This is a genomic window from Photorhabdus heterorhabditis (assembly GCF_018448905.1).
GTDB classification, from domain to species: Bacteria; Pseudomonadota; Gammaproteobacteria; order Enterobacterales; family Enterobacteriaceae; genus Photorhabdus; species Photorhabdus heterorhabditis.
Window position 1 is genome coordinate 12,225 of sequence record NZ_RCWA01000006.1, and the last position, 23,073, is coordinate 35,297.

At 43.5% G+C, this 23,073-nt stretch carries 18 protein-coding genes and 1 pseudogene; 9 read left to right on the plus strand and 10 right to left on the minus strand.

Annotated elements, in window-relative coordinates; all coding sequences use genetic code 11:
* The 5 genes from EAE89_RS05405 to EAE89_RS05425 are packed head-to-tail and all read left to right on the plus strand — an operon-like array spanning position 1 to position 6,184.
* Positions 1-1,377 (plus strand): TrbI/VirB10 family protein, encoded by a 1,377-nt coding sequence (locus EAE89_RS05405; RefSeq protein WP_054477183.1) that lies wholly within the window; start codon positions 1-3, stop codon positions 1,375-1,377.
* Positions 1,378-1,388: 11 nt separating this feature from the next.
* Positions 1,389-1,862, plus strand: a complete 474-nt coding sequence (locus tag EAE89_RS05410; RefSeq protein WP_149616956.1) for a hypothetical protein — start codon at positions 1,389-1,391, stop codon at positions 1,860-1,862.
* Positions 1,859-2,722, plus strand: a complete 864-nt coding sequence (locus tag EAE89_RS05415; protein WP_054477187.1) for a thioredoxin domain-containing protein — start codon at positions 1,859-1,861, stop codon at positions 2,720-2,722. The genes EAE89_RS05410 and EAE89_RS05415 overlap by 4 nt, the downstream gene beginning before the upstream one ends.
* Positions 2,723-2,725: 3 nt before the next feature.
* A complete protein-coding gene (locus EAE89_RS05420) occupies positions 2,726-3,466 on the plus strand; it encodes a TraV family lipoprotein (RefSeq protein ID WP_054477189.1) in 741 nt (246 codons plus the stop codon).
* 9 nt (positions 3,467-3,475) lie between these two features.
* Positions 3,476-6,184 (plus strand): TraC family protein, encoded by a 2,709-nt coding sequence (locus EAE89_RS05425; protein ID WP_214085482.1) that lies wholly within the window; start codon positions 3,476-3,478, stop codon positions 6,182-6,184.
* Between the two features lie 62 nt (positions 6,185-6,246).
* On the opposite strand, the gene EAE89_RS05430 is transcribed toward EAE89_RS05425, so the two are convergent.
* The 3 genes from EAE89_RS05430 to EAE89_RS05440 are packed head-to-tail and all read right to left on the minus strand — an operon-like array spanning position 6,247 to position 8,094.
* The gene (locus tag EAE89_RS05430; protein WP_054477192.1) at positions 6,247-6,651 is read right to left on the minus strand and encodes a hypothetical protein; all 405 of its coding nucleotides are present in this window, start codon (positions 6,649-6,651) and stop codon (positions 6,247-6,249) included.
* Positions 6,651-7,169, minus strand: a complete 519-nt coding sequence (locus EAE89_RS05435; RefSeq protein ID WP_214085483.1) for a hypothetical protein — start codon at positions 7,167-7,169, stop codon at positions 6,651-6,653. Before EAE89_RS05435 ends, EAE89_RS05430 begins: the two co-directional genes overlap by 1 nt.
* A complete protein-coding gene (locus tag EAE89_RS05440; protein ID WP_149616959.1) occupies positions 7,162-8,094 on the minus strand; it encodes a hypothetical protein in 933 nt (310 codons plus the stop codon). Before EAE89_RS05440 ends, EAE89_RS05435 begins: the two co-directional genes overlap by 8 nt.
* Before the next feature lie 601 nt (positions 8,095-8,695).
* On the opposite strand from EAE89_RS05440, the gene EAE89_RS05445 reads away from it, so the two are divergent.
* From EAE89_RS05445 to EAE89_RS05455, 3 genes are all read left to right on the plus strand, one after another.
* On the plus strand, positions 8,696-9,898 hold the full coding sequence (locus EAE89_RS05445; RefSeq protein ID WP_214085484.1) for a DNA-binding protein: 1,203 nt from the start codon (positions 8,696-8,698) through the stop codon (positions 9,896-9,898).
* Between the two features lie 273 nt (positions 9,899-10,171).
* Positions 10,172-12,631 (plus strand): Ig-like domain-containing protein, encoded by a 2,460-nt coding sequence (locus tag EAE89_RS05450; protein ID WP_244866193.1) that lies wholly within the window; start codon positions 10,172-10,174, stop codon positions 12,629-12,631.
* 642 nt (positions 12,632-13,273) lie between these two features.
* Positions 13,274-13,597 (plus strand): hypothetical protein, encoded by a 324-nt coding sequence (locus EAE89_RS05455; protein ID WP_214085485.1) that lies wholly within the window; start codon positions 13,274-13,276, stop codon positions 13,595-13,597.
* Positions 13,598-13,999: 402 nt separating this feature from the next.
* On the opposite strand, the gene EAE89_RS05460 is transcribed toward EAE89_RS05455, so the two are convergent.
* From EAE89_RS05460 to mobI, 7 genes are read right to left on the minus strand one after another with little or no spacing between them, the layout of a single operon-like run.
* Entirely contained in the window at positions 14,000-15,187 is a 1,188-nt protein-coding gene (locus EAE89_RS05460) for a S49 family peptidase (protein ID WP_054477202.1), read from the minus strand.
* 10 nt (positions 15,188-15,197) lie between these two features.
* Complete coding sequence (locus EAE89_RS05465; RefSeq protein ID WP_054477204.1) at positions 15,198-15,860, minus strand: IncC plasmid conjugative DNA transfer DtrJ family protein; 663 nt, start codon at positions 15,858-15,860, stop codon at positions 15,198-15,200.
* A gap of 3 nt (positions 15,861-15,863) precedes the next feature.
* Positions 15,864-16,943 carry a hypothetical protein gene (locus EAE89_RS05470; RefSeq protein WP_149616964.1) on the minus strand — a complete coding sequence of 360 codons (1,080 nt, stop codon included), beginning with the start codon at positions 16,941-16,943 and terminating at the stop codon, positions 15,864-15,866.
* A complete protein-coding gene (traD, locus tag EAE89_RS05475; protein ID WP_149616965.1) occupies positions 16,943-19,027 on the minus strand; it encodes a conjugative transfer system coupling protein TraD in 2,085 nt (694 codons plus the stop codon). Before traD ends, EAE89_RS05470 begins: the two co-directional genes overlap by 1 nt.
* A gap of 9 nt (positions 19,028-19,036) precedes the next feature.
* Positions 19,037-21,658: a MobH family relaxase gene (gene mobH, locus EAE89_RS05480; RefSeq protein WP_054477214.1), complete on the minus strand. Its 2,622-nt coding sequence runs from the start codon at positions 21,656-21,658 to the stop codon at positions 19,037-19,039.
* A gap of 13 nt (positions 21,659-21,671) precedes the next feature.
* Positions 21,672-22,346: a hypothetical protein gene (locus EAE89_RS05485; RefSeq protein WP_149616966.1), complete on the minus strand. Its 675-nt coding sequence runs from the start codon at positions 22,344-22,346 to the stop codon at positions 21,672-21,674.
* Positions 22,347-22,360: 14 nt separating this feature from the next.
* Entirely contained in the window at positions 22,361-22,825 is a 465-nt protein-coding gene (gene mobI, locus EAE89_RS05490; RefSeq protein ID WP_054477217.1) for a conjugative transfer protein MobI(A/C), read from the minus strand.
* A 140-nt stretch (positions 22,826-22,965) separates the two neighbouring features.
* Here mobI and EAE89_RS05495 point away from each other — a divergent pair.
* Positions 22,966-23,052, plus strand: a pseudogene (locus tag EAE89_RS05495) (transposase); the annotation flags it as partial.
* Positions 23,053-23,073 lie beyond the last annotated feature (21 nt).

The following is a 23,073-nucleotide window of genomic DNA, read 5'->3' on the forward strand; positions in this document are numbered from 1 at the left end:
ATGGATATTAAAAAAACGTGGGCCACGAATAAGTCATTTCGTTACTCAGTTCTGATTATGTTAATTCTGACGCTGATATTTGCTATAAGTCAGGCTTTATTCACCAAGCCTGTCAAAAAGCAGACTAAAACAGATAAAAAGGATATGCAGACCAATTTCCTGCTTGATGATTCGCAAATGAATAAGCTCAGTGGTCAGGAAGCAAAGGCGGTATATGCCGACATTGTAAAACAGAACCGTCTGGACCAGCAGGAAGCTAAACAGGATCGTGAGAAGGCAGAAAAGCTTCAGGCTGAAACAAAGGCTGAGATGGCAAGTTTGCGCCAGCAGCTCCAGGCAGTCACTCAGCAACTTGCTGATGTGCAGTTGGGTAAGGCCAACAATGGCAACCGAAGCCTTGATTCACGTAATCCCAGAAATAGTCAGCCTGACACAACTGCTCCGGGTAATGCCCCCTATCAGCTCAATAGAAATGCCCCGGTAAACGGTGAATTCGCAGCAAACGGTGTTATTCAGCCTCAACGAATGAATCCAATGCGTACTATCACTCAGTCATCAATCAAAACTAGTGGCAACAACGGCATCATCGAGGTAACGTCGGTATCTGAACAAATGATTAAAGAAGGTAAAGAGGTTTTCGCCCCGAGCGCAACCCCTGCTTCTAACAGAACTGTAAAAGGTGATGGCACTACACCGATTGATAGCAAAGCTCGGCATGCAGCGCGTAAAGATGAGATGTTCTTGCCTGCAACGTCAATTATCACTGGTGTGCTGGTTACCGGCCTTGAAGCCCCAACGAGCATTTCTTCCAAGTCTGAACCTATGCCTGTGACTATGCGCATTAAAAAAGATGTTATTCTGCCTAACAATTTTACGATGGATCTTCGCGACTGCAACTTACTCGGTTCTGCGGTTGGTGACCTTGCCTCGCAACGAGCTTATATCCGGGCGACTTCTATTTCATGCGTTAACTCAAAAGGTAAAGCGTTTGATGTGAAGCTTGAAGCATACGCTGTGAGCGAATTTGATGGTAAAAACGGTATCAAAGGCACTTTGATAAGCCGTAACGGTAATGCAATTGCTGGTTCCGCAGTAGCTGGTGGACTTTCCGCCCTTGCCGGTAGTCTCAGCCCTAGCCGGGTCTCGTCTCTCAATATCGACCCTAATTCACAAGCTAAGTATCAAACTCCTAATTTTGATGCTTTAGGCGCTCTGGCTGGCTCTGGAGCAGCAAGCGGTGGCTTGAATCGTCTTGTTGATTACTACACGAGCATCGCAGAACAACAATGGCCGGTAGTTGAGATTAGCCCAGGTCGTCCGATCACGTTCGTTGTTCAATCCGGCGCAACGATTCCGACAAACCTTGTATCCAGGTAAGAGTGGAAACTATGAATAACGAACCTAAATCAGACGAACGGGCAACATCAGAAAATGAGCATGTAGCACCACGTTCGCTAAAGAGAAAGGTAACACTTGAATTTGAACTTGAAAAGTTACTTTGGGTGGTTGTAATAAGCGGCCTAGTTATGGCCGCAGTATTTTTCGGATATCGTTTTTTCAGTCAGGTAAATTTCAGTAGTTTTGGTCGTTCGGGGCCAGAAATTGCTGTATTTGATTTTTTAGCAGTCCAGGAAAAATACAAGGCTGATCCAACGGTTTCCGCAAACAGTAATTTTGATACATACCTCAGAAAACTGATGGCACTTTATCGGGTTCGGGGATATCTCGTAATCGATATAAAATTAACATATACAATTCCACCAAACACGAAAATGGTTCCATATCTGTCACTGGCTGACCTTGCAGAAGAGTTAAAATCGGAAGGAATTCCTGAAACGATCTACGAGGTTCAGAGCAGGTGAAGAAGCTACTTCCGTTGCTATTCGCAACGCTTTCAATGTCGCTATGTTCGACCGTTAAGGCAGATGCAAAGGTATTTAATGATACGGATGCAAATGTGTTAATGAGTACAGCAAAAGATGGTGGAGTGGTAACGCCCAAACTCGACGCATTGCTATCTCAAATGCGGAGATATAAACCGAAAGATGCGATTTTTATTCCTTCAGGTGGATTATTCGTTTTTGAAGATGAGAAAAAGCAACTTATGGCAGTAACAACTACAGGGCGTTACACAATTAATGGTGGAAGCCTGGTAGATGTCATGAAGCGCACCCAACTGTATTCAGTAAATGAATTAAGGGAAAGTTACTTTATTAAACTCAAAGAAGCCCCTTTTCCTCTTTCTACTGTATCTTCAATATCGCTGGGTAACCCAAAACTCAATCGTCAAGCTGCGATTTTTATTTCGCTGGATTGTGATGGTTGCCAAGATCTCATTAAAAAATTCTATGACAACCGGGAGAAATATCATGTTGATGTTGTTTTAATCCCGACGCCTGGAGCAGCAAAAAATAAATTACGTCAACTATGGTGTAGTAAAGAGAAATTTAAAATTACTGATTTTGATGTATTGCAGTGGTTAACCGGTAATAAAGACGACGTTGAAAAACGATTGCTATCTTTGGAGCAATCACAAGAATGCTCAGTCGAGCCGTTAGTGGCATCCCTGATGTTAGCCAGCGTGTATAACCTTCAGGGTATACCGTCTGTCGTTCGCGAAGATGGTCTTGCAGGTAATGGTATTCCCCAGGATTTTGACGCTTGGTTAAAACAAAGCGTTGAGCCCCTTCTGAAAAACCCGTTTGCATCCGATAAAGGTTAAATCATGAATTTAAAAAAACTTGCGTTAAGCGTAATTGTTGTTGGTTCGGCTTCTTATTTGACTGGATGCACAATCGGTAGCTCTGAATCGGAATGCCCCGGCATGGAAAAAGGTGTGATTTGTAAAGGACCACGGGAAGTCATGGAGCTTACGAATAACAGTGACGATCTTAGCAATTTGTTTAATAGAGAGAAAAATGAGGGAAAGGGGCAATCGACTGTCAATGACAGTCGGTACCCTGCGGAGATAACGCCGCCAGGTGGTGTTGTTTATCCTAAATCGAAGGTACTGCACAATCAACCAGTACAATCCACGGCGGTTCAGAGCGCCCCGGCACCACGTTATTATGAGCCTAATGCAGATATCCCTCGTGCTAAAGACCTCTATTCGATACATAACGGTCAACCGGTGAACCCTACCTTGTCGGCGAATAACATTCAGCAATATCGCTCTCAGGGCTATAAACAATCCGTAGTCGCACCAGAGCCTCTGGCCGTGCTTCAGCAGGGTAAAGTAATGCGTATTACGTTTGCTCCGTATACAGACGATAACAATGCACTGAATTTGCCTGGATACGTGTATGTCAACGTGAAACCTCAGACATGGATCGCCGGAAAAAATGCAACTGACAATCCGGCTCGTATTGTTCCTCTCGAAGTTCAGGATGCTGCTCGTGACAATATGCAGCAACAGCAGCGTGCTACTCAGGCTGTTAGCTCGAATGGCGTGATCCGTCAGCTGTAAGGAGATAATGTGACATCTTTTCAGAAGCTTAATGAGGAACTCAAACGTCATAAGTTGGGTTCTTATATACCTATTTTCGACCAGCTGGAAGGTACACCTTACTTTTTGATAGACGGCAATAAACTCGGCTTTATGTACATTTGCAACCCTTCTCCTGGAGTTTATGAAAATCAAAAAGATATACTCTCTGAACTGTATAAAATGGATTTTCCTGTGAATTCAGTCTGTCAGGTTACCTTTTCTGGGTTGCCTGATTTGATCATGCCATTGAGCTCATGGGCATCAAGCCGTGGTGGGCGTATGACTGGCAAAGACAAAGAAAAAGCGGATCTTCTGAATGCTTACCAGCTTGATTATTTTATCCGTAGTCAGTATGAACCCTTGAAACCTCATTATGATCAGCTGACACTCCGTGATTTTCAGGTTTGGTTTTCATTCACAATCCCATTACAGAATGCACTACCCACTGAGCTTGAACACCGTCGTATCGACATGTTGTATTCTGAGATAGTCAGTAAACTGAAAACCATGGGGATGTTCCCTCATCCTGCAAGTGCTGAAAATTGGCTTTATTGCATGGATAAACTTCTCAACCCAGGTAAAAACACCAGATGGGCTGAAGGCAACATAGAGTTCAATACACTTCGTCATCTAAATGAACAAGTGGATGTTCCAGGTAGGAAATACACTATCGAACATGATTATTTCTCTTCGACGACGAACAATAGCGATAAGTCTGAAAACCGGTACTTCAAGCAACTATCAGTTCGTAAATTTCCGGAGTATGTCAACTTCGGCTGCATGTATGAATTAGTTGTTAACTGGATGCATGGACGAAAAACTGTTTACAACCCATTCATGATAAATTTCACTGTGGTGTTTGCTGATCATAATAAACTCAAAAGTGAAAACGTCAGATACAAAGCAATTACCAATAAACAAGCCAGCATACCGATTGTTCTAACTTTCTGTCCTCGCCTACGTGATATGGACAACGATTATATGTCCATAACTAAAGAGCTGGAGGACGGCGCAAAACTGCTACTGGGGTACCTGACTTTTACTGTAATGGGTGAAAGTTATGAAGAGGTGTGTACCGGCGCTGAACAGATGAAGTCATTTTATCTGGAAAGCCGCGTAAATCTTACTGATGATTCCTACATCATTTTCCCTTCATTAATGTCAATGTTACCAATGTGTAATGATGCGAAAACGGTACTCGAACTTGACCGGTTTGAAGTCATGACGAACAGTGGAGCTGCCCACCTCACCCCAATCTTTGGACCATGGAAAGGCAACACGCCTAATCCTGTTATTAACCTTGTCTCACGAGAGGGCCAGCTCATCGGCCTCGACATTTTCAAAACCTCAGCCAGTTATAATGTTGTTGTTGGAGCTACATCCGGTGCGGGGAAATCATTTTTTTCAGGGTATCTTATCAACAATTATCTCGGTGCTGGACCACGGCTTAATGAGTTAATCCACTACAGAGACGCAATCGAGCATTTTAAAAGCAATGCTTATAGCGAATTCGATCCGGATGGAGCCCAGGTCTTTGTTGTGGATGTTGGCCGCTCGTACCAAGGTATTGCTGAACAGTATTCCAACAGCCAGTTTATCGATTTTGGTAAAACACCTACATTCACTCTTAATCCATTTGCCTTTTTGACTGATATCACAGAGGATGCAAGTGAAATTGCAGAAGCATTTACATCCAATGGTTACCACGACACGCAAGAGGAAGCCAGTGGAGACACGGCTAAGGATCGTGTTGCACAAACCATTATGGTGCTCAATCAATTGAAAATGATGGCATCCGAGTCTGGACAGATTGATGACTATCAACAATCCATAATGCTTAGCCTGATCTCTGAAGAATACAATGAAGCCAAAAAGGAAGGTCGAACTGGCTCTGTAACAAATTTTGCTAAACGATGCAGTAACTTTCATGACCAACGCATTAAAGATATAGGCGCTCAATTAGGTGCGTGGTCAGATGGCGGCATTTATGGTCATCGCTTTACAGATAAGCTGCCCCCGATAAATTTTGACAGTCGTTTCATCGTGTTGGAGTTAGAAGAGCTTAAAGGTACCCCTCACCTGCAAACTGTTGTTCTGATGTCTATCATCCAGGCAGCTCAACACGCTATGTTCGTCAAACGTGATGGTCGTCGACGTCTCTTCCTGTTAGATGAAGCATGGGAATACATCAGGCCGGACAACGCTAACAGCAATGGTAATCATGCCAATAATCATTTTTTCTCTTCTTTCCTTGAAGCCGCCTGGAGACGCTTCAGGAAAACAAACTGCGCAGGTATTTGTATAACCCAGAGTTTTGAGGATTACTACACATCCGCCGTGGGACGTGCTCTTACTAACAACAGCCCGTGGAAAATTATTCTGAAGCAGGAAAAAGAGGCAATAGAGGCGATGAAAAAGAACAAATATTTTTCTACGTCTAATGCTGAATACGAACGTATGAAGAATATCCGGACCGAAAAAGGTGTATTCTCAGAGCTACTGGTTCGTTTTGAGAACGTTCAGGAAATTTGTCGGTTGTATGTTGATAGGAAGATGGAGTTATGTTTTACAACTGACTCTCGAGACCGTAACCGCTTATGGGACATACAGGCAAAGTTTAATTGTACCTATGGAGAAGCCATAGATCGGCTTTATGAGGAAGAGATGCGCGAAAAATTCGGAATCAGAGTAGCCTGATTGTTACACGAGTGCGGCCTGCCGCGCTCGTTTTCTCCACGGTCTTTCCCGGCAGGTTAATCTTAAAAATTATCATTGGTAGCGGCAACGCGAACTGGTTCAGACATGTAGGGTTTAAGTTGAATCGTAACAGTGGCACTATTCTCGTTGTTATCCACTTTTAGTGGAGTTTTCCCAGGCAATGACATAGTCACAACTGCCGGGCCTGAGATTGCAAATCCATTTTCCGCAGACGGTGGAACTGTCACAATCCGGACAGCAACATTTTCATACCGGTAATACGAAATGCCAAATGTTGAACCAGCTTCTGTATTAGCAACATCCACTACTACTGGTGATAAACCAATGACCTCATTGGTTAAAACATTTTTTACTGAGGCGCCCGGCGGGTCTGTCACAATCTTGTAGGGAAATGCGCAAACAGGTTGAGACAACATCAACGAAGTTAAGAACATAAGTTTTTTCATCAAACACCTCGCCGATCAAAATTAAGCAAGTAATTGATTGATTTATATTTCTTTTTTTCTTCTGGTTGACCAGGGAATATATAATCTAAACTGAAATATAAGGGGAGGGTGACTGATGTTTTTGGCTTGTTAGTTATTGAGCGGAATGGGTTTGAAATTAGTATCATCTGGTCTTCATTTGTGTAGCACAGACCAATTAGGCCGATTGTTGGCGCTTTGAAGGTCATGATAGTACCTGGCGGTATAAGTTGAGTTTTACGTGTCGAATAGCTGCATCTGCTGCCAGCAAATGTGACATTGCTAAGCTCTATGAAACTTTTTGTGCCATTTCCAGCCAAAAGAAACATGTCAGTCCCGGCACTTTCCACAAAAAAAGCAACTTTGCCATTCGTATTGGCAGTAGTTTGAGCTTCTAGGGATAAGTAATAATCAATCGACGGAACAGTATCGTTTATACGGTCAATAGAGGTACATCCGGTTAGTAGCAGAGAGATTGATACCAGAAATTTATTAGTCATCATTCATCCTTAGTGTCATCCTGTGAGGGACGTTAATTTCCATTTTTTCGCCTGGATAAAAGACCATTTCCCGAGTCCAGTATCCCGATCCTCCAACCATAGTATTTCTTCCGGTTACATAGACTTCTGAAGAAAACTCCATATGAGTTACTTTTCCTGCACTGATCACATGATACGTGTAGCTCGGGGATAATCTGGCTGTTTGAATGTCTGTTTTTAGCGTTTTGATGTTTTTGGTTATAACCGGAGGCTTTTTCTCATTTAGCCCCAGTTGTTCAGTTGAACGTAATGCCTTATCAGTTTCGGGGATTGAAAATGAGAAGGAGTCTAATGATTTTGGCCCAAATATTGCCAGAGCGTCTGGCTCATTTTTCGTGAGCGCTACAACAGCCTGTAAAGGCGTCTCTGCGAGATTGTTACTAAACGAGATGGTAAGACTGGAGAGAGGTTCCAGCCAAAGTAAACTTTTACCTGCTTCGTCGGAGCTGATTTCGACTGGATTATCCAGAAGGGTTTTATTTTTTGCTATTACTTTAAAGTCGATTTTAGGGATAACGATAGTTAGGACAGCATGGCGTGATATGTTGATAAGATTTACGTAGTTAATCTTATCCAGATGTGTCCTGATGACGGGGCGTCTTGCCTGATTAACCAGCCATTTTCCATCTCCCCAGGAAAAACTAAGATCAATAATATTCGGAACGGTATCCGAAGTTGGTTCTCTTTGCTCTGTGGCGACCAGCATCTTTTGAGGTTCTGAAGTCGCCAGAATAGGGTAGGAGACAAACGTAAGTAGGGTTGCCAATAATGCTTGTTTAAGACGGCTGTTAGCGGTACGCATTATTTCTGACTCTGATGTAATTCGGTTATTGCATTTATTAACTGACTGAACAGGGAGTAGTGACCATGCGAATCGCTCAGGCAAAAAATTCTCCCGGTAAAGTTAATTAAGTCCAGTTCCTGGGAATGGCTTAAAGACATGCAGTACGACCTCATAAGGAATCTATCTGATGATCTTACCTGCATAGTGGGTTCGTCATGACCACTTGAGTGGGGGATTTTGGCTTGTATGTGTGCTGCTTTTGGAATAGAGGGGTTGATCATCTGTAGTGCCAGAGCAATGTAAACAATCTCTATATGTACATATAATATATACCCGTCATCTTTCAAGTTGCCTCTTTGTTGGCTGCACTCGTTCACCCCGGTCACATAGTTATCTATGCTCCCGGGGATTCACTCCCTTGCCGTCGCGATGCATCTTGAAATCCATAGGGTATAACCATTTTACTCATTACTTGAACTAAGAGATTTCTGGGTGTTTGTATGAGTTTGTAATATAAACACCTGTTTAAATCATACAAATACACACTGCATTTCTAGGTATTTGAGAACCTTGCTTGTTTGTTATGGCCTGTGACTTATGTACGGCAGTAACAGCGGCTACAGAGCAACTGAGATGATGGAGCAAGGGTTGAACTCATAAAATTTCACATGTGGACATCAACTTCTGAAAAAAGTTACTTTTAATGAAATTTACCCCAAACAGCCTACGGTATGCTTTTGCAATAGTTGAATTAGTAGATAGTGATGCAGAAATGGAGAATCGAATGATTGGTGAGGCAAGCATTTTCAATACAAAAACGTCTTCTGGCAGGTACATCCGTAACTTGAGGGAGTTTGGCACGAACAATCACGACCGATGCTCTACGGCCAATATGGCGTTCTACATTGATCCATTGATCATTAAGGTTACGCCAGGCTTCAATACCCGTGAAATGGGTATGGGAGATGACTATTATCTTTTGCCTGAAGTTGCTGCCCATATTGAACACATTAAGGATGCGTACATTCGTGGGGAAGAAATCGATCCAGTCAAAGTTCAACTTATTGATGGTGAGCCGTTTATTCGTCAGGGGCATTGCCGTTTACGCGCTGCAAAACAGGCTATCGCTGAAGGCCATTCTGTTGAAAATTTCATTTGCTTGGAATTCACGGGTGATGAGCTACATGCCGAACTGCAAACCCTGAGTGGTAACAAAGGTCTGCCATTATCGCCTGTTGCAATCGGTGAGTCCTACAAGCGCCTCACTACAGGGCTTGGCGGTTGGTCCACGGAACGTGTTGCCCAACATCAGGGTGTTTCTGCTGTAACTGTTACGAACTATATTCGACTGACGACGTTACCGCTGGAGTTAAAAAAATATATTCATGCTGATAACGTCTCCTACACAACGGTGCTAGAAATGGTTGATCAACTCGGCACAACAGAGGCTATCGCTTTTATTAAAAATGAGTTGGCAAGTATTATGGCATCCCATAAGCGCGCAAAAGCCAGTAGTACGCCGCCGGTTCTTCGCGTGAAACCTTCGTCGTTTAAAGAACCTCGCGTTCCACCCAAACTGGCAACGCGAGCTGTCGAAGGTTTAAAGCACTTTTGCACTAACCTGTGTGAACAACTTATAGAAATTCCTGAAGATCAGGACGAAGTCACTGTTAAGCTCGACCGAGCAACCATTGAAATGCTTTTAACATTAAAAGAAGACATTTCTAAAACAGAGCAGAAGCAGCTGCGTCGGGCCAATAAACGTGCTGGGAATGATGACAAAAATTCACCGAATAACAGTGATGAAAATAGCAGAGCAGGTGCTACGTCATCTGATCAGAAAATGCTTGAAACGGGTAGTCCAGAGTATTCAGGGGTAAACGCGGTTCTGAATAAGGTGGGTTAATTGCGGAATGTGAAATTGTGTTGATTCACTAATAGAAATTTCTATGTGGTATCACACCCTTTTGTCGGGCTTCTGCCCGACTCAGGCCGCTGATAAACCTCGTTGAAAATAACGAGGTTGGTTTCTTGCATCCTGACTCTATTACAGATAACTGTCAGGCAAAGTAACTTTCCCAGTTTTAGCTGAATTGTAAGAAATTCAGTACCCCTAATTAGACCGTTTGACCGATATTCATCCGGTACAATGTGGCTAATATCAGATAAGGGGCTGACTATGCGTTTAAAATACATTGCTGGAATGGTGGGGATTGTAATCGAGTTAACCAGTCTTCCCGCCAGTGCTTTGGTTTATAACTTCTCGTTTCAGGATACGAACAACACGGTGGTTAGTGTACGCCCGGTTACTCAAACCCTTTTGAATCCATCAGGTAACATTACACTTAACCTGATCTCCGGACTTGACCGCTACGAAAAAATAACCGTGACTCGCGACAGCGACCAGGCGCAAATGTACTCCGGGTACACTACGCTTGTCGGGGTGGCAGATCGGGTAATAGCGCAGAACGGTACTGAGTATTATGGTAAGGATATGACGCTCCCGGCCCTTGGTGAAGGTTCATATACGCTGGTCAATGAAACCCTCGATCTCAAGCAGGCTGTCGTCAGCAGTAATACCTATCAATTTACTGTTGATAAGACTAAGCCTGTATATACCAGAATTTATCCGGACCCGAACACCGGTTACAGTATGGTGCTTAGTGGTCCGTTATGGGAGCTGGGGCGTGCCGGCTTCGGTCAGCATAATATTTTTGCGGACGGTATTGAGGATACCAGCGGGATCGACTCAATCAAGCTAATCATTAAACGAGCTGATGGGACTGTAGTTTCTGATAATGCTCTCAGCTATGACGTTGCTAATAAACGAGCCTTCTTCACTTGGGCAATAGATGAGCGCACCGGGGCCGGGATGCCCAGCAGTGATCTTAATGAAGAGTTCACTTTCAATTTTATCGTTAAGGATAAGGCCGGGAATATCCTCACCATTCCACCGCAAAGGTTTAAATATGATGACCAGATTGGTGAGTATACTCGCTTCGCAGTCTATGATTCTCGCGTCAATACCAGTGTTGTTCCAGGGATAGCATCTGGATATGTTGCCTATAAGCCCGGACTTGTCGTTCTGGAAAACCCCTATCGCCTCGTCGTCCGGGTACCTAAATCCAACTGGCGACCCTACAGAACGGGAGGCATCACACTGATCAATGCGTATGGCGGCGTGAATGTCATTTCAGAGGATGCCAGCTATGTTTATGCTGAGTTAAAACTTCCTCAGGGCTTACTGGATGGCAACTACGTTAGGGTGGAGAACACCTATGAGTGGGGGGGCGGATACCTGACAGGCGTGGAGAGTGATCTCATTTGGGATGCGGCTTCGCTAAAATCTCCGGCCTGGGGATCACCAGCTATTGAACGGCAAAAATCTGATGGTACATGGTTTAACAGTGTCAGTTGGTCCAATTTAAAGGCTAAAGATATGCCTGTAAAGCTGACAAACATCCGATTTAACGTACAGGCTCGTCCTTATGCTCAGAACATTACCGGTCCTGTTGGCTGCAATATTCCCGCAGGCTCAACGTTTTGCACTATATCACTCGCGAGAGATATCACTGTAGGTACTACCGGTTATCTGCATGATGGTTATCAAATTCGATCAAGCAGTGAGGCCACGTTCATGACCCCTGTATGGGAAAACGTCGCGTGGCATACTCTGGGTCCAACAGTAACAGGATACAAATATAATGATGCAACCAATATTCTCGAGGTTTACGTAAACCAACCCGGAGATGGTTTTTATTTTGATACTGTACGTATAGTGCGCGTCTGGTTAACAGATAAATCCAAGGCTAATGCTGAAATTTCAGTGATAGGAAAACAAACCGGAAGAAACCAGGCTTCGGGGAACTATACCTATGTGTTCAATATGAAAGAGATCCCTGAAGGTGTTTATGATATTCAAATCAATGCTAAAGACTCTTTTGATAATACTGCAAGCCTTGCATATGAGAATATTACTGTCGATAACACTCCCCCCATGGTAAATATCAGTTATGAAGATAAGTCTATTAATAAGGATATGACGGTTTATGGACTTGAAAATATCCGCATTAAGCTTTCTGATGCGCTGACAAAACCCTCAATGACAAGGATGACTTTGCGAGGTGGGCCAGTGTCTGATTCGGTTGAATTATCCTGGGTTAAAGTTGGAGATAATATGTATACACCTAATTATCCAAGAGTTTTTCCTTCAATTTCAGATGGGGAAACCTATACGTTGACAGTCACTGCCACCGACGAAATGAATAACAGCAAGGATGAAAGTGTCGAGTTTAACTATTTGCCCAATAATCTGGTTCGCATGGAAAATCTGAAAACTCTGGCAGTAAGTAGTTCGCTTAGAACGACTGACAATACCCTCCTTGCTGTACTTTATGCAAGTCAGTTGCGTAAAAAAGACGGTTCCATTGCAACAGGACTACAGGATGGTGTGCTCACTGTTCGTAAGGATGCGGCCTTCGGCGTGACGATTAATGGTGTCTCTGCTTTACCAGGTGAAAGTAAAAATATTACTTTAGACCTTGGCTTGGGGGACAGCCGTAATTTCCCTATTTACCCGGCAAAGTCCGGAAAAACAGGTATTTCAGAATTCATGATCGATATTCCAGAGCTTAAGTAAGATTGCCAGACTTTTCCTGCGGTACGAAGGAACGGAATGGGTCAGTTCAGTCTTCAACGTACTTCTGTAGGAAGAGGATTCTTCAGCCGGTTATACAGCTGCGGTGGAGTTTATGCTTAATCAGCAACTATCCGTGGACTCAGATGATTCATATCAGTGTAGATAGTGTGTAATGTTATATACCCAATGGATTTCAAGATGGATCGCGACGGCAAGGGAGCGAATCCCCGGGAGCATAGAGAACTATGTGACCGGGGTGAGTGAGTGCAGCCAACCAAGAGGCAATTTGAAAGATAACGGGTATACAACGTTTTTAGAGTAATCACAGTAGATCATCCGGCTACAGTGTCATAATAGTAAGCGGCTCGTGTCGGTATTGTCTGTTATGTAATTAGTGAGGCTGAAGTTCCACGCCATTCAGTCTGCCGTGTCAGCCAGACTGAAGAGCACGTTTTCCGCGATATTATGTCTATTTCTACCCAGCCGTTGCGGTGGTACTCGTTGAACGCATCTCTTTGATTCAGTTGCCGTTAGGGACTTGGCTTCTGAGGATAAGAGATTTTCATTGGTTTAGTGCGCAATTTCCTCACGGTTTAGTTATAATCGGTTAAAAATGAAAGCATAGAGAAACAGGAGGTTATTATGGAATATTTGTTCATTATCGCCGTGATTGTTTATGTATGGAAGTTCCGTCGTCCTGCTTCTAAACGTAAAGTAGAAAAAAAAGGTGTCCGTCAGAATCAGAAAGAGAGGGCAGTGTACCAGAATCATATGGCAAATCTGCATGATTCAGGGCCACACAGTATGAACGTTTTCGAGCGTGTTCGTTGTGGTGGCGACGCCATAGATCCAGGAAAAACTCAAGCAGATATAGCGTTAGAGCAATTCCGAAACGAAAATCAGTATAACGATGATTTCAGTAGTAATTTTTCATCCGGGACTAATGATTTCAACAGGCCGTGGTGATGTGTCTGTTATAAAAAATGCAGATTCATTGATGATAGCCCTATTGTCTGCAAAACATAGTCAGCGGGCATCTCATCACTACCTGTTAATTCTATACAACTCAATCAATATGATAGCTAGCCAGTATAACCATCAGTTTGTCATGATCTTCAGGTGTATTTGGAAATGTCATTATGGTTTTCTGAACTCCAAATGCAGCATCAAGTGAAACTTTCGCAACGTCATATCGCTTTATGACAGCAAGCGCAACCACGTAGCTCAAGGGTATCCTTTTGCCATGTCGTTTACTCAGTGCTCCAGATCTGTTATTAACTCAGCTTATTATCTATGACAGTCTGCTGTAAACCCCACGTAGTTCTTCTCTTAAATGACATAAATCCCATGGCTATAGTAGAACCATGGTTACCTCAGTTTTGGGGTCGTGGTGACCGGTAATGCGCTCTGATAGTGCTCTGCAAGACTGGTAAATTGTTCCATTCCTTTAGCCAGGCTAACAAACAGTCCTAATGCTGAACGCAGATTCTTACGGGGCTCGTTGTATTCTTTAAATTTATCGGTACCGTAGAGCTTTTGAAGCCGCTCTCGCAGCTCAGTTGTTGTCACCTCTCCATCAATCAGCCCGTAATCTATAGCAGCTGGTGTCAACCAGATCCGTCCGGAATAGAGACCAAGACGTTGGGCGTCTGAATGGTTCAGGATTTTGCCCTTTCGGCCAAGTTCTACGTCACTGATAAACGTTTCATGCATTTTGTCGAGCAGTTGCGATTTCATAAACTCCTTGGTTTCCGGGGTCATTGGGTACCAGGGATCGAGAGAGTCTTTGAACTCTCCTGCGATAAGAGGTTCATTCTTTACACCAACCGTCTTCATTACTTCCGAGACATCCCAGTGATCCATCCTAACGCCAATACTGCCGATAAGCGCGTTACCATCTGCATAGATAGCGTCTGCCCCAGCTGCTGCGTAATAGCAGGCCGAAGCACATAGGGACTTCACGCTCACGACAACCGGTTTATATTTCTCCCGATCTTCTTTGGCAAAAGTACCTTTACCATCTTTCAGAATTGCCAGAACGTTGTCTCGGACTTGCTGGTATTCAGACTCTTCAGTGAGGATCGTGCTGTTGGACTGATACTGCTTATCCAGCGAGTTTGAGCTGGTGGATTTCCCACTTTCAGTAATCTGTATAGCATCCTGTGGTGTATGGATGGAATGTAACTGGCGATAGATGGAGATAGCATCAGAAGGGTTACCTCCACCCGACTCCGCTTCAATCAGTACTGCCCGAACATTGGGATTGTCGTATGCTTTTCGTATTGCGCTAGCGATGATTGTACCGTCCCCTGTTTCGCTTCCAGTGCCCATCGTACCAGTGATTTTAATAATAGCGATATGTGGGCTTTTACCTTCATCATCCTGATATTTATTGTAGATGTTATAGAGTGAGAATCCGACAGCGACGATGGCCAGAGTGGTCATCACTGCTTTGGACGTCGCGGTGATACGTAACATTTTATAAAAACGATTTGCCTGAGTATTGAATGATAGTGTGAGCTTGTCGATTGAGTGATTTTCTGGTTTTTCTGACATCTAATGTACCCTACATAAGTTTTTGGTAATTGGCACAGAGCCTGTTAAGGGAAATTCCCAGTACCAGCAAAGCCAGTGGAGGGAATAGTTGCGCGATATTGTTGAACAATGACAAATTGGGTAGCAGCAGATAGGTGATTGACAGGAACGTAATGAGCCAAAATGCACGAAACCATATTCTGTAAAACTGCACAGTTACTTTCCCGAAAACATATCGCTTCAATTTCCATTGATACATGCCGTCAAGAAGCAGTGCGGCCAGGAAGGGTAAGAACACCCAGAACCACCCCAGCATGAGGAACCAGCGATAGATAGATTGGAAAACCAGCAGGGGGGTATTTCTGGCAGCGTTGTAGTTAAATGACATAGCCTTTTCAGCTATGTTATTAATGCCACGGCTGGGCTTCGCATCTTTTGTAGGGATTAAGACCGAATTCAGCCGTTCAATCATGCCGTATTTGGTGACGAGAACCTTGAATGTATTTTCGGTGTTTTCAATAACAGTTTGCCACCTGTCAGATGGAATGATTGCTTTGCTAGCTGCTATTTCTTGCTGGATTTGCTGGTGCAGCTCTTGGGAGTCCTGTAAAAAAAGGCTGTACAGAAGGTAACCAATGAGTCCAATAAAAACGAGCGCACGTAACACCATGTAACATTGGCTGTTTTTGTCCATAGTTCATTGTCTCCATTCGTTCACCAGCTCCAAACGTTCTTCTGGAGTCCGGTAATGATTTTTCCACATTGTCAGTACGCCCAGGTTCCACTGATAGTTTTGCGGAATGACGCGGGAGATCAACGCGTAAGACACCATTCGCTGGTGGTCATCACTAAGCCACTTAATCTGTCCTGGCTCGGGGAGATAAACGCTGGTGGTTTGCTTATAAGCAATACGGCTAAAGTCGACAAAGTTAAAATCCCATGGTGTCCATAAGCGGTATGCGTCGTTAAAGCTGTTTTTATAAACTGGCAGAGTTAGAAGCGAATCGCTGAACTCCCGGATAACCTGCTGGCATATTTGTGCACACCGTCTTGCAGCTGTGATGCGAATAGATGGGTAAACGGCATTGGCAACGATGCGGTTGAACATACTAATGTACTGACCTGCTGGGTCCGGGAGGCTGTCAATTGTCTTGAGCAGTCGGTTCTTCAAACCCGTTAGGAAAGGCGAGTCTTCAATAGTGATAATTCGGTCATAGTCAGTATCCTGCTGTTTTGGATGCTTTATCCGGCGAATATTTCGGTACACCACTTCTTCAGGAATGGTAAGGAATGTTGGCAGAAATTTCGAAAGGTCGATAAAACTTGGCAGCAGATACCAGCCCAAAAGAACGCTGTTGGACTTTACATACTGCTCACGGTCAGCATGATCATCAAAGCTAAGCCTGAATTGAGCAGGGTTGATGTCAGAGACACTGTTCAGCCAATCAGTTACTGGTCCGCACGCAACAGACCAGTAGTAGTGTTGCTTATCACCATACAAATCCGAAATACTTGTCATCCCTTTAAGCATGAATAGTTCGGAGAGCAGTACCGCTATGTCGTTGAGTGAATCAAGATCACCTTTATTACCAAACTTGATTACCGCCTTATGAACATTCTGTTGGAGATTTGTAAGACGAGCAGAGGTTTCAGGATCGCTGGCATATTTGCTCCCGAGAGTAAGAAACTGCTGCTTCATTTTTGAAAGGCATTTCTTTATGATGTTCAGGACATGACTATTTAATTGTTTGCTCTGTAGTGTAATTACGTCATCCATCAGGTGGCTCTCCGTTTGTGCGTCTCTACTTTTTTTACGTCAATGTTTCGGCGCAAAGTTACTTTGCTGACAGGCTTAAACAGCATTTCCATTAATGTTGTATCTGGCAGCATTTCACTTTCTGGTACAGAAATTGGTATCTGGCCGACTATCTTCCTTCCATCCTGAAGTCGGGCAACGATATGTAAGTTCGGTACCTGTCCGAGTAGCTCTTTAGGAATGGATTCTTCCAGGCTGGTGGACTTTCTTTCTGATATCGAACCAGAGAAGTTATTATGCGGTACGTTCGTCCCGGTTCCGGTCGTATAGGTCACTTGATTTGTGTTAATTGCACTTTTCCCAAAGTTGTCGATGACAAGAGTCTGCGTAGGAAGGTCATTGACACGAAGGCTGATAAAGTTGTTGCAAAGGCCGGTGATCCTGTTTGCTGTTTCAACATTAGCGGCGGCAATGAAGTCAGAAATGGTCTGGGTACAGACAAACAAAGCAATTTTTGCCGCACGACCTTGAGCAAGCAGGTTAATCATGGACGTATTGATTGCAGAATGAGATTCGTCGATAAAAAAACTTATCCGCGAGTGTTTGGACATATTGCCATCAACTGCGTTATAGCGGCGGCCAGCACATGCTGTCAGATCAGATGTGACCAGCTGAGAAATAGCACGGGCTGATTCTGGGTCTGAAAGGCCGTCGAGCGAGATATATAACACTCCACCGGAATTGAACATCCCCTCACTGTTAATGACCTTAATGTTGTTTTTAGCAGTCTCCGAGGGAGAGAGTAAGTCATCAAGCGGACTTTCAGTCAGACGTTTAAAAAGAGGCATAATCGACGCTGTCATCTTCGCAAAGTGTGAAGGGTCCCATGTGGCGTATTTATTCAATTCTTCTAGCGTCGTTAAGCCGTAGATTCTTTCTTCATTTGGATAATTCAGGAAATGGATGTCATACCATTCTTTCAGATACTTAAAGCGGTCAACTACGCTGTCGGTTGGCTCGTATTTAACTTTGTTGATCCATTCCGCGGCCCCGTAGACTTTGGCATAGACACTTTCCATTGCCTTAATAGCAATATTTACGAGAGCAGCTTGACTACTCATGTTCCGGTATATTGACCGAATAGATGGCTTCTCCCCGGACAGGCGCGTACCCATAATAATTGAGGATACTAAAGCTTCTCCATATCGAACAAAAGGATCAGACTCACCTGGAGTTGAGATGAGACTCATCAGACGACTTGTCAGGTCCGTATCGTTGACATAGTTATGGCAAACATCGATTGCTACTGATAGAGATGGCTGACCTGGGTGAAAGTGATAGAAGGGAATCCCGAGATCCTCACATTCTTTTTTCAAGCCTTTTTGCCAGTCAGCATCGTTTTTAGGGTCAATGACTACCACAACGTGTCCAAGATGAAGCATGCTGGAGCTGAGCAAGCGAAGCAGAACCGTCTTTCCGGTACCAACGTTGCCGGTGATCAATGTATGCCCAAACCAGTTATCTTCAGTTACGAAGAGTGGTAGGCGTGTATCGACACCAAAAATGGCATTATTTCCACCCATTTTACGGGCCAGTGCATCAAAATGACGGGTAATTGGCCTCAGTGGAAACGGAAGGGCTATTTCCTGTTTGTTACTGGACAGGTTATTAACCTGATAGGCGCGTTCGGCGTGTTCCGGACCCCATTCATATCCGTCGCATAGGTATGTTTTACGCCCCGGGAGGCTTTTATTCTTTGCCTGAGCTTTTGCCTCAAGTGCTCTGTATTTTCTTTCATCAGAAAACAATTCGCAGTGATTAATATCTCTTAGCTCTTCCAGTGCAACGAACTGAAATTCTCGCTGGAAAATCCGCCAGTGGGCACGAAAATAGGGGATAGCACTAATTATCCGGTAGATAGCTAGAAGAAATATCAGACCAGTGATGAATAGAACAATGGGGGCTATGTTCATACCATCAGCGCTATACCCGTAGAAAAGGGTGTATGTACCGGCAAACAACAAAATAGCTGCACTTCGAAATTCCAGTACCGGCCTGTACAGGTTTTCCTGGGCATGTAGATTTGTACGTTTTGGCAGTGCCATATTTGTTCCCTAACGTAATTGAGCAAGAATAGGTGATAGATTGATGTTATTTGCTTCGCCAGCCTGCAAAAGATCATGGATGTTGATAGCGTAGCATTTGGCTTTGTAATTGCCTTTGGATAAGGTATATATCGATAGTTGCTGCAAGGTTTGGTTAAACTCATTCTTATTGAAGGAGTTAGGGAACTGCAACTTTTGAAAAAGAGATTTGGCAATGAATAGACGGTCATCCACGATGAAAAGGTAATTATCAGGGAACTTGGCTCCTTTATTTTGAGCGCCGATTAACTCGTTTATGGTATTAATTGCATTAGCAATAGTGGAATAATGCTCTGGAGTTGCGGTGTTAACTTCGGTCAACAACTCAATTGTGTAACTTTCACTCTTAACTGGCTTATTTGTTTTTGACTTAATAGGCAAAGCAGGATGTGGTCCAGACGAGTCCTTATTTCTGCCTTCAGTCCGGGATGCTCTGTCAGGAGAAGTTACGGGTGATGTATTTATCGGGCCAAACAAGGTCATGAAGTCAGCATGGTACTGTTCGGTATCAAAGTTATTTTGGGCATGCTGATAATATTCATCATCAACTGGAGGGGTATTATTAAGAATACCCTCCGGGATTGAGATCTTGAGAGAAGGCATTTCAGTTGAGTAATGCTCATAAGGAAGAGGCAGACTTTCCCTGATAACAGTATCTTTTGCGTAATCTCCATCTGAGGACTCGACAGGGATCGTGTTATATAGCGGACTGTCCAATAGTGACTGAATAGTTGTTTCCTGGATATTCACTGTTGCAGTTAGCTGATAGCCAGCGGACTTGGTACCAAGGGCGCTCAGTCGGTTCCCACTCTCGTCTGGTACAACCCACTCTGTCTCAAGTGAGCCATCTCTGTCCGTTGTATCAAATAGCTCAGTGCTTGCAGGCATGTTTTCTTCAAGGTCTGGCAACAGGGACTTGAGACAGGATACTGAGACATAAGGGATACCGTCAGCAACATATAACCCGCCATCTGGTAATTTCCCGGACGTTAACAACTTCTCCAATTTTTTAAGCAGTTCCCTATTGCCAGAAATAAGAGTCGGGTCATCGTTCTCTGGGGCAATATTGCTAGTGGTTTGCACTGTAATAGGGCTTTGTGTATCTTCGGGGTCTTTATTTGAACCAGCAATTTGCTTATCGACGGTCTCGCTAACTTTGATAACTGCTTCACGTTTGGGTATAGATCGCAGGAATTCAGTCCGATTACCGGAATCGTCGACCAGTAAGAAATCTCTGTTCTCATTAACAGAGAAAATGCCTGGTACAGAATCTGGAATAATGTAGGAGTCGAAAAGTAAACCCACCCATTTAAGCTTTAATAGATTGTACCATTGGGTATTGGCAATACCTTGTTTAAACAGGTCCTTGATATCACCTTCATGAAAATTACCAGGCATGAAGAAATGAACAACTCTGGATTCGCTGTACGGTTCCACATAGCCACGCCGAATCAGTGCGTCAACCAATGCAGTGCTACCGATATTCCCTGAGGGAAAGTTGAAATCAATCTTCTGAAACTCTTTGAGTGCAAAGTCAATGAATGCTGTTTCGTTTAGATAAACCTCACCGCTAATAAGTATGATATGCATCGCTTTATTGTTGTTGTAATTATTAATGCCAAGTTCGCGGAAGTTTTCTCTAATCGCGCTTAAAGCACGGGTAGCTGCATCAGTTGATCGTATACCGAGAATTGGGTTGCGAATCAGGTTGAGATCAGTCCCTGTTGAGAAGTAATCAGCTTTGCGAACACAATTAGATAGAAAGTCATTGGCTCGATTATAATTAATTAATGTGAACAACATGCGATCATATATTTGCTCTCGGCTGACAGAGCTAAGATAATTCAAACAGGTGCTGTTGAGTATCCTTTCAAGAAAAATACCTGAGCGGACAACATGTTGGTTGGCTTCCCTGCTACGCCATAATACCTCATAGTTCTCAACACTCTCATATTTCGCCCAGTCCATAAGGCTTTGTAATAAGGGATTCCATGTTGTTCTGTTTTGATCACTTATATTAATAACGTCAACGTCAAAAACTTTTCCGACATCATGGACTAAGCCACAAATGAAGGCTGCATATAAATATCTTTTTTTCCGGTCGACCTCTTCATCTTGATATCCTATTGGGGAAAGTTCAGTTTCATAGGCATTAATAAGAGCCATTAAACCGACATCCAGACTATGAGAGAAAAGTCCTCCAATGCCATTGTGATGATGATTCTCAGAAGCTGGCAATAAGTGGGTCCAGCGAATGAGTTCAACCATTGGACGGATCACAAGATTAGTAAATGTAAACGAATCCGGGTCATTAAGATTATCTGGCAATGACAATCTCATCTGAATCTGTTGCAGCTTATCCCTATAAATAGACAGTATTGCCAGTTCATTGAATACAGATATCCCTCGAGGGCGGGAGGGGCACTCTATGAACTTCAGCACTTCCTTGTTTGGCTTGTGAGGAATATCGAATGTCGTCAATCTTTTTATATGCGTGGGATGTGCGACTTCGTTTTCTTCAGAGAAGTTATCGATATTGATCCTTCGCCCGAAGATACCTGCTAGCAGCTTTGAGATGAATGTTAAGTTCATAGATCCCCTGCTACTAAGAAGCCTTTAATTCAGCATCAATATATTGCTGTATACTTTTATACTGTTTAATTTTTGTGAGAAATTCTTCAGCTTGATATTTGCCTTTAATTCTGTTTCGCACATTAAGGGTGCGACTGATTGCATCAATACCGACACGGAGATCAGCTAATAAATGGCTATGCGCGTTGTGATAGTCCAGCGTTCCAATTAAGCCGTACAGATGCTGAACATATAGCCGCTCAATGATTTTATTAATACGGAATATGTGTTGAATTAGTTGTCCGGTATTGTAATGGTTATACAGTATTGTCACTGGGGCATAGGATTGTGGCGTGTAATTTGCAATTTGAAAAAATTCATCTTTTGGTTTTTTATCAATGCTTTCAATGACGCGTTCGGCTGAGTCCGCGACATTCTTACGTTCGGCAAGTAAGGTATCGAACCAGTTTTGAATTTTGGTCAGGGAATTAACATCGTTATTCGTAGTGACCGTGCGAAACAGATTATAAATAGCGGTGCTATTCGATGTCAGTGATTTAAGGATTTGGTCGTCACCTGCGTGAATATAATTATTAAATACAAGAGTGGCAGGTAAAAGCTGTACGCTTATCATACCTGGATCTTTGCTGCTATCGCGAAATCGCGGTGTACGGGTTTTAACTTCAACGATCTGTTCAACTTCGGACATATAGACTCCTGCGTTTAACTGTATTTACGGATTTTACGTGCCAGCGTTACGTTGTGTGCGTGTAAGCACTCCAGCGTTTCACGTAGAGGGCTTAATCGGCCTTCGAATTCTTTTATTAAAAGCCACTCCCAGTCTTTATGTTTTGGAAAGCAGCTAATAGAGTAGGCCCCTCTTTTTGTTGTACTTACACGCAGAGACATTCGTAGGCACGGTACGCCTTTTAATCGTGGAGCATAATCATTCCAAGTGATGGTTTGTTTCTTTCCATCACCGACGACCGTAACCTTTGGTGCATAACGACCAAGATTTTTATTCTTACCTCCACTTCCTTGAGATTCTTGTAAGAACTTTTTATTTTTGGCCTGAAAGATTTTCCAGTATTCATTACAGATGGCGTTAGCCTCCTCAACGAGGCGGTCAATTCCACGCTGCGTCTCTTTTCGGCTCGTCTTAAGTGTCTCAATGAGTATTTCTTTCATAATTCTCCCTTTTCCGATTACTGTACATGACGCCTTCTGAAGAGTGGTTCATTTAAGGGGGGCATTTTTCACTACATGTGCGCCTGATTTTTTAATCCACACCTGCTTACCATTCCCGGTGTGCAGCTGCTGAAGTCAATGCGGAACAATTCTCGAATGGCCGACGGCTGTCCGCCTGGTGCGGTCTGGTTCCACGGCAACACAGCTCAGGCGGTAAAGTTCGGTTATCTTTTCCTGTATAAACCGGA